The sequence below is a fragment of the Actinosynnema sp. NPDC020468 genome, from assembly GCF_040642015.1.
In the GTDB taxonomy this organism is placed as follows: Bacteria; Actinomycetota; Actinomycetes; order Mycobacteriales; family Pseudonocardiaceae; genus Actinosynnema.
This window is the reverse complement of record NZ_JBFAEO010000076.1, coordinates 1-12147: the sequence shown is the minus strand read 5'-3', so window position 1 is coordinate 12147 and position 12147 is coordinate 1. Positions and strand designations below refer to the sequence as shown.

The 12147-nt window shown below is 73.6% G+C and carries 8 protein-coding genes; 3 read left to right on the top strand and 5 right to left on the bottom strand.

The window, feature by feature from the left end; genetic code table 11:
• Window positions 1-73: 73 nt before the first annotated feature.
• Window positions 74-2059 carry an NAD-dependent DNA ligase LigA gene (gene ligA, locus AB0G50_RS33965; RefSeq protein ID WP_360117485.1) on the top strand — a complete coding sequence of 662 codons (1986 nt, stop codon included), beginning with the start codon at window positions 74-76 and terminating at the stop codon, window positions 2057-2059.
• An 87-nt stretch (window positions 2060-2146) separates the two neighbouring features.
• Here ligA and AB0G50_RS33960 read toward each other — a convergent pair whose 3' ends face one another.
• Window positions 2147-2767: an HAD hydrolase-like protein gene (locus AB0G50_RS33960; RefSeq protein WP_360117482.1), complete on the bottom strand. Its 621-nt coding sequence runs from the start codon at window positions 2765-2767 to the stop codon at window positions 2147-2149.
• Window positions 2768-2844: 77 nt separating this feature from the next.
• Between AB0G50_RS33960 and AB0G50_RS33955 the strand changes: the two genes are divergently transcribed.
• Window positions 2845-3783, top strand: coding sequence for a hypothetical protein (locus AB0G50_RS33955; RefSeq protein WP_360117479.1), 939 nt, complete (start codon window positions 2845-2847; stop codon window positions 3781-3783).
• Window positions 3784-3790: 7 nt separating this feature from the next.
• Window positions 3791-5107 (top strand): SMI1/KNR4 family protein, encoded by a 1317-nt coding sequence (locus AB0G50_RS33950; RefSeq protein ID WP_360117476.1) that lies wholly within the window; start codon window positions 3791-3793, stop codon window positions 5105-5107.
• Between the two features lie 44 nt (window positions 5108-5151).
• On the opposite strand, the gene AB0G50_RS33945 is transcribed toward AB0G50_RS33950, so the two are convergent.
• From AB0G50_RS33945 to AB0G50_RS33930, 4 genes are all read right to left on the bottom strand, one after another.
• On the bottom strand, window positions 5152-6399 hold the full coding sequence (locus AB0G50_RS33945; RefSeq protein WP_360117473.1) for a DUF1501 domain-containing protein: 1248 nt from the start codon (window positions 6397-6399) through the stop codon (window positions 5152-5154).
• The gene (locus AB0G50_RS33940; RefSeq protein WP_360117470.1) at window positions 6396-7667 is read right to left on the bottom strand and encodes a DUF1800 domain-containing protein; all 1272 of its coding nucleotides are present in this window, start codon (window positions 7665-7667) and stop codon (window positions 6396-6398) included. Before AB0G50_RS33940 ends, AB0G50_RS33945 begins: the two co-directional genes overlap by 4 nt.
• Before the next feature lie 176 nt (window positions 7668-7843).
• On the bottom strand, window positions 7844-8416 hold the full coding sequence (locus tag AB0G50_RS33935; RefSeq protein ID WP_360117467.1) for a TetR/AcrR family transcriptional regulator: 573 nt from the start codon (window positions 8414-8416) through the stop codon (window positions 7844-7846).
• A gap of 682 nt (window positions 8417-9098) precedes the next feature.
• Window positions 9099-12038, bottom strand: a complete 2940-nt coding sequence (locus AB0G50_RS33930; RefSeq protein WP_360117464.1) for an amidohydrolase family protein — start codon at window positions 12036-12038, stop codon at window positions 9099-9101.
• Window positions 12039-12147: the final 109 nt, after the last annotated feature.

Genomic DNA, 12147 nt, shown 5'->3' with positions numbered 1-12147 from the left:
GCCGGCCCTCGCGTCCCGCGCCACCCGATCGGGACGCCCGGAATTGTCGGTGGTCGCGGGTAGTTTGTGCCCCGTGGACGTTCGGGAACGGATTCAGGAACTCGCAGACCGGGTCGTGGCGCTGCGCGACGCCTACTACCGGGGTTCGCCGCTGGTGGCGGACGCCGAGTACGACGCGGTCGAGGACGAGCTGCGGGCGCTGGTCGAGGCGAACCCGGAGTGGGCGCCGGATCCGAACCCGCTGGAGCAGGTGGGCGCGCCCGCCGTGCTGCACGCGCCGGTCCGGCACTCGCGCCCGATGCTGTCGCTGGAGAAGACGACCAGGCCCGAGCAGGTCGTGGCGTTCTTCGACCGGTTCCCGGGCCAGTCGGTGGTGGTCATGCCGAAGCTGGACGGGTTGTCGCTGGCGCTGGTCTACGAGGACGGCCGGTTGGCGCGCGCGGTGACCCGGGGTGACGGCACGACGGGCGACGACGTGACACCGCTGGTGCGCGCGCTGGTCGACGGGGTGCCGGAGCGGGTCGGGGCGCAGGGGCGGGTCGAGGTGCGCGGCGAGGCGGTGATGCTGCGGTCGACGTTCGCGGCGTACAACGCGGCGCACCCGGACAAGCCGTTGATCAACCCGCGCAACGCGGCGGCGGGCACGCTGCGCGCCAAGGACCCGGCGGCGGTCGCCGAGCGGCGGCTGTCGTTCTTCGCGTTCGACCTCGACGCGGCCGACGCCGAGGCCGACGTGGAGCAGGGGTTGGGCGCGCTCGGCTTCACCGCGGCCGACATGCGGCACTGCGCCGACGCGGAGGCGGCCCAGGCGGTGATCGGGGAGATCGACGGCGGCCGCGACGAGCGCGACTTCGACCTGGACGGCGCGGTGCTGCGGCTGGCCGACCGAGGCGCGTACGCGGCGGCGGGCACCCGGTCGAACTCGCCGCGCGGCGCGCTGGCGTTCAAGTTCGCCGCCGAGGAGAAGACGACGGTGCTGTCCGATGTGGTCTGGGACGTCGGCAAGACGGGCAAGATCGCCCCGGTCGCGCTGCTGGAGCCGGTGTTCGTGGGCGGCACGACGGTGACCCGCGCGACGCTGGCCAACCAGGAGGTGATCCGGGCCCGCGGCATCCGGATCGGCGACACGGTGCTGGTGCGACGCGCGGGCGACGTGATCCCGTTCGTGGCGGGCGTGCTGGACGAGTCGAAGCGCACCGGCGCGGAGCGGGAGATCGTGCCGCCGGCCGCGTGCCCGTCGTGCGGCCAGGGGTTGATCGAGCAGGGCAACAGCCGCGAGTTGTTCTGCACCAACGTGGGCTGCCCCGCGCAGACCGTGCGCCGGCTGGTGCACTGGGCGTCGCGCGCGGCGGCCGACATCGACGCGGTCGGCACGGTGTGGATCGAGCGGCTGGCCGAGGCGGGCCTCCTCGAGCACCCGTCCGACTTCTACCGGCTGACCCGCGAGACGCTGCTCGAGTTCGACCGCATCGGCGAGGTTTCGGCCACCCGCATGGTCGACTCGATCGCCGCCAGCCGCCGGGTGGGCCTGCGCCGCGCCCTGATCGGCTTCGCCATCCCGATGGCCTCCGAGGGCACCGCCACCCGCCTGTGCCGCGCGGGTTTCGGCTCGCTGGAGGAGGTCGCCGACGCCGACGAGGAACGCCTGGTGTCCGTCGAGGACATCGGCCCCAAGGTCGCCGCGTCCCTGATCGAGCACCTGACCCGACTGCGCCCGGAGCTGGAACGCCTGCGGGAGTTGGGCGTGTCGCTGGACGTGCGCGAGGAGGACCTGCCGCCGGTGGTGGTGTCCGGCGCGCCGCTGGAGGGCAAGACGGTGGTGGTGACGGGCGCGATCAGCGACCCGCGCACCGGCGAGAAGGTCCCGCGCCCCACCTTCCAACGACTGTGCGAAAAGGCGGGCGCCACCACGGCCACGTCGGTCTCGGCGAACACCGACCTGCTGATCACCGGAGCCGACGTCGGCGCGGGCAAGCTCACGAAGGCGGAGAAGCTCGGGGTGGAGGTGGTCGACCAGGGCGAGATCTGGCGGCAACTGATCGACGCCAGGATCGCCTGACCGCGGCGAACGCCGCGAGTCCGCCGAGGCGGCCCGCCGCACCGACCGGGGGAGGAGCGCACCGGGCCGCCTCGCCCACGGACCGGGTCAGCGGGCGAGGGCATCGAACCAGGTGGTCGGCGGCGAGTCCGGCCCCGGCGGCACGTGGCGGTACGTCGTGACCCCGGCCGCACGGGCGGCGGTCAGGTCGGGTTTCGTGCCGCCGACGAACGCGCACGACTCGACCGGGGCCGCGCCGGCGTGGAGGACCGAGGTGATCAGGTCCGGCGCCGGTGGCAGGGTGGCGCGGTCCCGGCCGGCTCGCCCGGCGATCCGGTGCACGTGCGGTTCCAGGCCGTGGAGCACCAGGAACGACTGGAGGACCGCGGCGTCGAGCGCGCCGACGACGGTGATCCGCACCCCGGCCGCGGTGAGCGCGGCGAAGGCGTCGCGGACGCCGGTGGTGGCGCGCGCGGTCGCCACCACCTCGTGCTCGACCCGCCGCCACTGCGCGTACACCGCCTGCTCGGTGGCGGGTCCGATGGACGCCGCGTGCGCCAGCACCACGAACGGGTCGTCGGTCCGCGCCACGGACCGCGGCAAGCCGCCCTCGGCCACCAGCACCCGCAACCGCTCGGCGACCGGCACCACGGCCAACCCCGAGGCGACCGGCCCGTCCAGCGCCACCACCACGTGATCCCGCTCGGCCAACTCTTCCCGCACACCCACGACGCCCCCCCCCCAGAAGTCCGACAACCAGAATGCCCGTCCCTCCCACGCCGCGGTGGCCGACCTAGGATTCCCCCGTGATCGACTTCGACGGCCTGCGCACCGACCGCTCCTGGCGCCTCACCTGGTCCGACGACCGGCTCGAAGAAGCCGTGTTCCGCCTGGAACCGGACACCGCCGCGGAGCGGGGCGCGCTCGTGGCACGGCTCGGCGGGGACGCGAGCGACCCCGAGCAGTGGGAGGCGGTGCTGGTCGAGGCGCTGCTCACCGACCCGGCGGCGGCCGACCTGCGGCGGTTGGAGCTGCACCTGACCGACTTCCACCACTCCGCGCGCCGCGCCGCCGCGGCACTCGGGTCCCGGCGCCGCGAGCGGTTGGCGGAGCTGTACTTCGGTCACGACTTCGAGTTCCTGTACGAGGACGCGGCCACGTCCACCGGTGGCACGGTCGACCCCCTGAGCCGGCTGCACGAGGGCTTCGTGGGCGAAACCGCGCTGTGGGAGGCCCTGCCGGCGCTGCGCGACCTCACCGTCGAGGGCGGCCTGCTGTTCGACGACATCGACGGCGTCGCGCTGAAGTCGTTGACCTCGCTGCGGTTGCGCGGCGCGGTGCTCGCCGGGGGCGAGGTCTTCCCGGGTCGCCTGCCGAGCGTGGTCACGCTGACCCTCGACGTCGCCTCGGACGTCTTCGGCGTCTGCTGCCCGGTCGACCTGCTCGAGGAACTCGACGGCGACCGCTTCCCCGCCCTCCGGCACCTCGACCTGGGCCGGGCCGAGTTCGACCCCGGTGACCTCGCCACGCTCCGCGCGCTCGCCGCCGCCCCGATCCTGCCCCGACTGGAAAGCCTGCGGCTGCGGAGCCTCCTGGTCCCGGACCACGTGGCACCGGACCGACTCGCCGCGCTGGCCGAACTCGCACCCGCGTTCGCCCACCTGGACCTCTCCATCGTCGGGAACGTCGACGTCGAGGGCGCGGACCGCGTTCTCGGCCTCTCCCACCACAAACCCGTGGAATGATCTTGATATGACCGACGACCGCACCTCGGACGACCAGGGCGGCGCGGAGTTCGCGCACCCGGTCACCCTGGAGACCCCCAACCCGGTGAACGTCGTCCTCGACCCCGCCTACCGGATGCCCGGCCACTTCGACCCGGCCCGCGCGGTGCCCGAGGAGGCTCGGCCGACCGACGCGCCGACCGACCTCGAGGCGCTGCGCCGGATCGAGGAGCTGGTGGGGGAGTTCACGACCGAGTACACCGCGCTGACCGGCGCGCCGCCGGAGTTCGGGCCGACCTGCGACGAGGCGGCGTTGCGCGCCGCCGAGCGCGAGTTGGGCGTGCGGCTGCCGGAGGACGTCCGGGCGCTGTACCTGCTGGTCGGGCCGGGGCACGCGGACACCGGGCTGCTCGGCCTGTACGGACTGGTCCCGTTGTCCCGGGTGGTCGCGAGCCGGTTCGACCGGATGGACACGTGGGCCGCCGGCGTCGACCTGTTCGGCCGCGACCGGGTGATGCTCGAATCGGTGCCCCACGGCCGGGTCCGCACCGGCCGGCGCAACGCCGCGTGGGTGGTGATCGCGGACGACCAGGCGGGCAACGACCTCGCCGTCGACCTCGATCCCGCGCCGGGCGGGCGGAGCGGTCAGGTCATCGCCTACGGCCGGGACTTCGACGGCCCGGTCGGGTACGTCGCCGACTCGGTGTCGGCGCACCTCGCCCGCGTGGTCGAGGCGTTCCGGCGCGGTGACGCGACGTGGGACGCCGAGGAGGAGTACCTGTCGATCACCGTGCCGGACCCGAGCGGCGTCCGGTACTCCCGGTCGGTGTCGGTCGGGTCGGCCGACGTCGCGTCGCTGCTCGCCGGCACGCCGTCCCTCGACACGCTCCAACGCCTGTACCTCAACGACGCCGACGCGCTCGACCTGCGTGCCCTCGCCGCCGTCCCCCACCTGCGCGACCTGAGGGTCCACCGCGCCGGCACCGTCGAGCTGTGGCTCCCGGGCGCCGTCCAGGCCCTCCGGCTCGACGCGAGGGAGGCCGACCTGTCCGCGATCGCCGGGCACCCGGCGCTGTGGGACCTCGTGTTGTCCGGGCACCCGGTGCGCGCCGCCGACCTGGCCGCGCTGCCCGCGTTGCGCCACCTCGACCTGTCCCGCGCCGAGGTGGACGACGTGACCGCGCTGGCCGACCTGGACCTGCGGGTGCTGACGCTGAACCCCGGGCAGTGGCGCCTGCTCCGCGAGGCCGGGCCCCTTCCGGGTCGACTGGCGGGCGTCGGGCTCGACGGCGCGACCCGGTTGGCGGACGCGGTGGCGTGGCAGCGTTGGATCACGGTGACCTGACACACCGGGGTGCGGTGAGCTGACGTGCACCGCACCCCGGTGTGTCAGGTCGGGAGCAGGCCGTCGACCCGGCCGGTGTGGTCGGGCAGGATCCGGCCCGGGTCGGTGCCCAGCACGCCCGCCAGCAGGGTCGCGTAGAGGTCGCGGAAGTCGGTGGTGTGCTTCAGGTCGCCGTCGTCCAGGTCGGTCAGGCTCGGCTGGGCGCCGTGGAACCCGGGCCGGACCCGGTCGCCCAGCACGAAGACCGGGCCCGCGGTGCCGTGGTCGGTGCCGTCGCTCGCGTTCGCCTTCACCCGGCGGCCGAACTCCGAGTACACCAGCACCACCACCTGCCGGCCGCGGTCGGACTTCTTCAGGCGGGCCACGAACGTCGTCAACGCCCCGTCGAGTTCGCCGAGCAGCCGCTGCTGGGTCGCGCGTTCGTCGGCGTGCGTGTCGAAACCGCCGAGCGACACCGAGTACGCCCTGGTCGGCACACCCGCCTCCACCAGCGTCGCGACCAGGTCCAGCTGCCCGGCCAGGTTCGACGCGCCACCCGCCGACGCGCCCTTGTCCCGCTCCTCGTCCGGGTCGTCCTCGGTCGGGTCGTCGTGGGTCGCCCCGCCGAGCACCTTCACCGCGTCGTGCAGGTCGGCGATCGACCGCGCGGCCCGGGCCTGCCACCGCTCCTCGCCGGGCACCGGCGCGCCCAGCGCCGCGAATGCCTCGCCGAGCTTGCCGGTGGGCAACGTCAGGCCTCCCACCGGGAACGACGCGGCCGCGGTCTGCTCGCCGGCCAGCAGGGGCGGCAGCACGGGTTCCACGGACAGCGCCCTCAGCGGGTCCGCGCCGGTCGCGTCCAGCCAGCGGCCGAGCCACCCGGTCGGCACGGACGTCTTCGGCGACGCGGTCTGCCAGATCGCCATCGACCGGAAGTGGCTGTGGTCGGGCGTCGGGTAGCCGACGCCGCGCACGATCGCGAGGCCCCGGGAATCCCACAAACCCTTGAGGCCCTTCATCCCCGGGTTCAGGCCGAGGCCCTCACCGAGGTCCAGCACCTCCTCGGGCCGGTAGGCCAGGTCCGGTCGGGCGTCCTGGTAGGCGCGGTCGGTCGCGGGCACCACGGTGTTCAGGCCGTCGTTGCCGCCGTACAGGGTGACGACGACCAGCACGCCCGCGTTCGGGTCGAGCGGGTCGGTCGCCGCGGCGGAGAGCAGGTCGGCCCAGTCGACCCGGGTCGCGCCGATCGCGAGCGCGCCCGCCGCCGTCACGCCGGAGAAGGTCAGGAACCGCCGTCGGGTCAGGTTCTTCATGTGCTCACCACGTATTCCGGGGCGCAGGCGGCGATCGCCACGAGCTGCGCCGGGTCGGCGGCCACGGTCCGGAGCGCGGCGGCGGTGCGGTCGGACCACGTGTCGACGCCCAGCAGCGCGCCCACCGACTCGATCCCGTCGACCGCGTGGAGGTCGGCGTGCCCGGCGACGAGCCGCGCGACGTCCAGCCGCGCGAGACCCGCCGCCGTGGTCAGCCACGCGCCGCCGGCCGCCCAGCCGCCGACGCTGGGTGGGCGGAACGGGAGCTGCCCCATGCCGCGCAACCCCGCGCCGAGTCGGGCGACCGTCTTGCCGTCCATTGTGGACGTTTTCACGTCGAGTGCGCGCAGCAGTCCCACCAGCCACTCGACCGGCTGCTTCACCAGCGTGGTGGCCGAGTCGTGGAACGCCGGCTCGTGCGCGATGGCCCGCAGCACGGACCGCGTGTCGGTCCCGTGGGCGGCGACCAGCCTGGCGGTCGTCGCGTCGTCCGGGGGAGTGGCCGACACGAGCCGCGCCCACAGCCGTCCGACCACGAACCGCGCCGACTCGGGTCGGCTCAGCACCAGGTCCACGAAGGACTCGGCGGTGAAGTCGCCGTGCCGGCCCAGGATCTGCTTGTCGCCGGTGTCGCGGCGGGAGGTGGCCAGGCGCGCGTCGCCGGTGTCGCGGCGCACGGTCCACCCGGTGAGCGCGCGGGCCGACTCGCGGACGTCCTGCTCGGTGTAGTGGCCGATGCCGAGCGCGAACAGCTCGAGGAACTCGCGGGCGAGGTTCTCGTTCGGCGAGCCGACCCGGTTGTCGTTGCCGTCCAACCACACCAGCATCGCCGGGTCGGTGATCATCGCCTTGGCCAGCGGCGCGAACGGCCCCGCACCGAGCTTCCGGAACGTCTCGTTCTGCGCCAGCATCAACCGCGGCGACCGCACCTTCTGCTCGCTGGTCGCGAAGTGCCCGTGCCAGAACCACGCGAGCCGCTCCACCGCGGGCACGTCCACCGACGCCATCCGGTCGACCCACCACCACGTCAACGCGCGCTCGTCCTCGGCCCGCTGCCGGGCCGCCGCCCGCCGACCCTGCCTGTCCGCCTTGGCGACCTTCGCGACCTCGCGCAACACCGGCGGCTCGGCCCCGCCCACTCCCGCCGACGCGCCGAGCAGCCGGTCCACCGTGGCCTCGAACCCCACCGCCAACTCGCCGGGTCGGGGCCCGAAGCCGAAGCGCTCGTGCAACCTGCGCACGACCGCCCGCTCCCCGAGTTCCGCCATGGCCGGAAGCATGTTCGCCCGCCGCCCCCGACGGCCACCCGCCCACCGATTCCTTCAGTGTCCGCTCAGCGGAACCCCGTCCGGCGACGTCCGCGCGCCAAAATCCGCCACGCCGGATCGTCCCCATGTCGAATCATAGAATCGTAGAACAATCCCCACATTCACCTGTTCAACGACTACTCGTAGTGCCGAATGCCGGCGGCGAGGGTGGTGGCCCACGGGGCGTCGACCGAATCCGCGGCCGAGGCGACGACCAGGTGGCAGAGCGCGCCGCGGGCGAAGAAGTCCTGGACCTGGGCCTCGGTGCCGCCGGACACGCTCCGCACGTACTCGACCGCCCGCGCGTACCCCCGCTGCACGACCTCGCGCACCGCGGGTTCGGAGAGCGCCGCGCACTGGGCGTGCATCTGCACCGCGAGCAACGCCGTCTCCGACCCGATGAGCCGGGCGTAGGTGTCGCCCATCGCCCACAGCACGGCCTCGGCCGAACCGCCGTCGGCCGCGGCCGCCCCCTCGGCGAAACCGTCCCGGATCCGCGCGAAGCAGTGCTCCACCACGGCCAGGAACAACGCCTCCTTGTCGGGGAACAGCCGGTACACGTAAGCCTGCGAAATGCCCGCCGACTTGGCCACCTCGCCCGTGGTGGTGCCGTAGTACCCGCGCGCCGCGAACGCGCCGATGGCCGTCCGCAACACGGTGTCCCGACGCTCGTCGGCGGTCGACAACTTGCGCGCAGAGGCCTCAGGCATAAGGAGTAATCAACCACTCACACCCCACGCCGGTCAAGCAGCCCAACTCCCACACCGGTCCGGACCGAACCCAGTCGACCTGATCCCGCCCGGCCCGACCCGAACTGCCCGACCTGATCCGGCCGACCCGATCCAGCCGACTCAACCCGGCCCGAGCCGAGCCGCCCGACTTGGCCCGCCTGACCCGACACTGCATGCCCTGCCTAACCCGACCCGAGCCGACTGGGCCTGACCCGAGCCGACCCGAGCCGAGCCGACCCGAGCTGACTCGGCCTGACCTGGCTCGGCCTGGCTGACCCGACCCGGCCTGCCCTGCATCCCCGCCCTGCCCGGCCTGCCCGGCCTGACTCAATCCGGCCCGGCGCGGCCTGATCCGGCCCGAGCTCCCCGGCCCGGCCAACTCGAGCCGGCCCCGCCTGACCCAACCCGAGCTGCCCGACCCGAGTCGCCCGAGCGGGCTCGACTCGGACTGTGCCGGGTCGAGCGGCGTACCTCCCAACTGGCTCGAATCGCTCGGCCCGCGCCGGCGGGCCTTGGGGCCGCCGACCGGAGCCATGCCGCGCCGCGCGCCGCCGAACCGGTTCGAACCGGCCCGCCTCGAAAATCCGGTTCCCGAACGCCCCGTGCCCGGGCCGCCTCCTGAGCGGTCCGGGCACGAGGCGGCGGAAGGGTGGGTCGGGGCTCAGGCGAACGGGCCGATCAGGTCCGGCACGGTGTGCAGGCGGCCGTTCTTCACCACCGACGTCACGTTGGCCAGGGCGTTGATGTCCTGGCTCGCGTTGCCGGAGGTGATCACCAGGTCGGCGAGCTTGCCCTCCTCCACGCTGCCCAGGTCGTCCTCCACCCCCAACTGCCTGGCCGGCAGCAGGGTCGCCGACTGCAACGCCTGGAACGGCGTCATGCCGTACTTCGCCATCGAGCGCAGGTTCAGGTGCAGGCTGACGGCCGTGCTGTCCAACGGCGAGTCGGTGCCCGCCAGCACGATCGCGCCGGCGCCCACCAGCCGCTTCACCAGGTCGACATCCCGCTTGGCCTGCGCGGGCGAGCCGTCCAGGAAGCCGCACGGGCCGCGGCCCTGCGCGCACAGCAGCTTCGCGTTGAGCGCCTGCTGGTCCTGCGTCGTGTACAGCGCGCGCACCCGCGGGTCGGTGACCAGCCCCGGCTCGTCGGCCAGCAGCGAACTCGCGCTGAACATGGTGGTGGAGAACGGCATCCTGCTGCGCGACGCCAGCTGGATCACGTCGTCGTACACCCCGCCGTAGGACGCCTCGCGGGCGAACCCGAAGCCCCACTTGGAGGGGCCGGCCAGGTGCTCCTTCATGTCGACGCCGTGCGCCACCGCCGGGTACAGGTAGTGCGACGTGGTCGGGATGCCGATCGCGTGCGCCTTCTGCGCCACCTCGGCCTGCCACGACACCGGGAACCGCTCGTAGGTCTTGATCAGGTCGTAGCCGAGCGCCCGGGCCCGGTCCAGCTCCAGGTCGAGCTGCTGGTGCGTGCGCACCGGCCGGGCGAACTCCCAGCCCAGCCGCGAGCCGTCCAGCATCTCGCCGGTCATGAAGAACCGCGGCCCGATCCGCGCGCCGGACGCCAGCGACTCGCGGTCCTCCAGCGCCCGGTACGCCGGGTCGCCGGTCGACCGGGTGGTGGTGATGCCGTAGGACAGCAGCAGCCTGCCCTGCCGGTCGCCGAACGACTTCGCCCGGATCTCCTGGTGGTTGTGCATGTCCACCAACCCGGGCGTGACGGTCTCCTTGCTCGCGTCGACGAACGTCCAACCCTGCTTCGGCCGGTCCGCGCGGTGCGGTTCGATCGTCCGGATCCGGTTGCCCACCACCACGATGTCGACGTTCTCGCGCGGCTGGGCGTTGCGGCCGTCCCACAGCCGCCCGGCGTGGATCACCAGCCGGGTGTCGGGCCGGTCCTGGGTGTAGGTCAGCCGCACCGGCACGTCCCGCGCCCGGCCGTCCAGTGTGGACAGTCGAAGGCCGCCGTTGTGCAGGTAGAGCAGCGACCCGCCGCCGAACGTGGGCGCGTCGGCCGACTCGCGGGTGATCTGCCTGACCGGTCCGGTCGGGGTGCCCGTCGCGTCGACCGGCAGCACCTGCACCACGCCGTCCAGGGTGAAGACCAGGCCGTTCGGGGTCCAGATCGGCCCGTCGTCGCCCCGGCTGGTGATCGAGGCGAACGGCGCGGGCTCGACGGTGCGGGTCGCGCCGGTCGCCACGTCGAGCAGCAGGATCCGGTTCAGGTCGGCCGACGACACGGCCATCGCCAGCGTGCGCCCGTCCGGCGACCAGCTCGGCCGGCCGGACGCGTTGAGCGGCGGGGTCAACCTGGTCAGGGCGCCGGAGGCGACGTCGACGGCCCACGTCGCGAAGTTCTGGTCCTGGAAGGCGAGCCTCGACCCGTCCGGCGACCAGGCGGGCGAGAACTCCGCGCCGTCGACCGAGGTCACCCGCTTCTCGGTGCGCGCGGCCACGTCGAGCACGTACAGGTCCTCGGTGCCCGCCTTGTCCGAGGCGTAGGCGATCTTCGCGCCGTCCGGCGACCACGCCGGGTCCAGCTCGTTGAACCCGTCCTTGGCCAACCGCCGGGGCAACCCGCCGACCGGCATGGTCCAGATGTCGTTGAGCGCCTTGAACACCACGGTCTTGCCGTCCGGCGACAGCGCGGGCGCGACGACGCCGCGCACCTGCTGGGGTTTGCCCGCGTCGAAGTCGTGCTCCTTGGGCGGGTACTGGTCGCGCTCCAGCGTCAACGTCGCCGAGAACGGCACCGTCCGGGACGCGCCGTCGGCCGCCTTGGACACCACGATCTTCCCGTTGGCGCCGTAGACGATCTCGTCGGCCGAGGCCCAGCGCGGCGGGAACGGGAACACGTCGGTGTAGGTGCCGACCGAGCGCACCGCGCTGCCCTCGGACACCTGGAGCACCCGCCCGTTCTGGGTGGTCCGGACGAACGCGAGCCGCTTGCCGTCCGGCGACCACGAGGGCGCCGTGAGGAAACCGGCGCTCGCGGGCACCAGCACGCTGACCGCGCCGTCGGCCAGCGACACGCTCTCGACCGTGTTGCCCTGGGTGTAGGCGATGCTGCGCCCGTCGGGCGCCCAGGTCGGCTGCGACTCCTGGCCCGCCGCGGTGGTGACCCGCCGCAGCGCGCCGCTCGCCACGTCCACCGTCCAGATGTCGGAGGTGCCCTCGCGGTCGGACGCGAACGCGAGGAACTTCCCGTCGGGCGACCACGCCGGGTACAGGTCGTCGTACTCGCCCTTGGTCACCTGCCGCACGTCCCGGCCGTCGGCGCCGAGGGTGCGCAGGTGGAACGTGCCGTCGGCGAACGACTGCACCGCGATCCGGCTGCCGTCGGGGGAGAAGGACGGCCAGAACGGGTCCAGGAAGTCATCCGCGATCGGGGTGGCCGCACCGCCGGTCGGCGGCAGCGAGAACAGCTTGCCCTGGAGGTCGAACACGAGGGTGCCGTCCCGCGGCGAGACGGTGACGGCGAGGTTCGTGCCCTCGGAGACGGTGACCGAGGTGGTCGTCGGTGTGGAGGGTGGTCGTGCTTGCGCGGGTGGCGCGGAGGCCAGCAGGCACAGCACCACGACGGGAAGGGTTTTCACGACGGGCACTCCTAGCCGGGAGCCGCGCCGGGGTGCCGACGGACCGGCTGGTGATCACCCTGCCGGAGCACGGCAACGTGGCGTCGGCGAGCCTGCCGCTGCAACTGGT

Excerpts from the sequence above, each read along its gene's own strand:
- AB0G50_RS33940 (WP_360117470.1), bottom strand. The coding sequence starts at position 7,667 with ATGGCGGAACTCGGGGAGCGGGCGGTCGTGCGCAGGTTGCACGAGCGC.
- AB0G50_RS33935 (WP_360117467.1), bottom strand. The coding sequence starts at position 8,416 with ATGCCTGAGGCCTCTGCGCGCAAGTTGTCGACCGCCGACGAGCGTCGG.
- AB0G50_RS33950 (WP_360117476.1), top strand. The coding sequence starts at position 3,791 with ATGACCGACGACCGCACCTCGGACGACCAGGGCGGCGCGGAGTTCGCG.
- AB0G50_RS33945 (WP_360117473.1), bottom strand. The coding sequence starts at position 6,399 with ATGAAGAACCTGACCCGACGGCGGTTCCTGACCTTCTCCGGCGTGACG.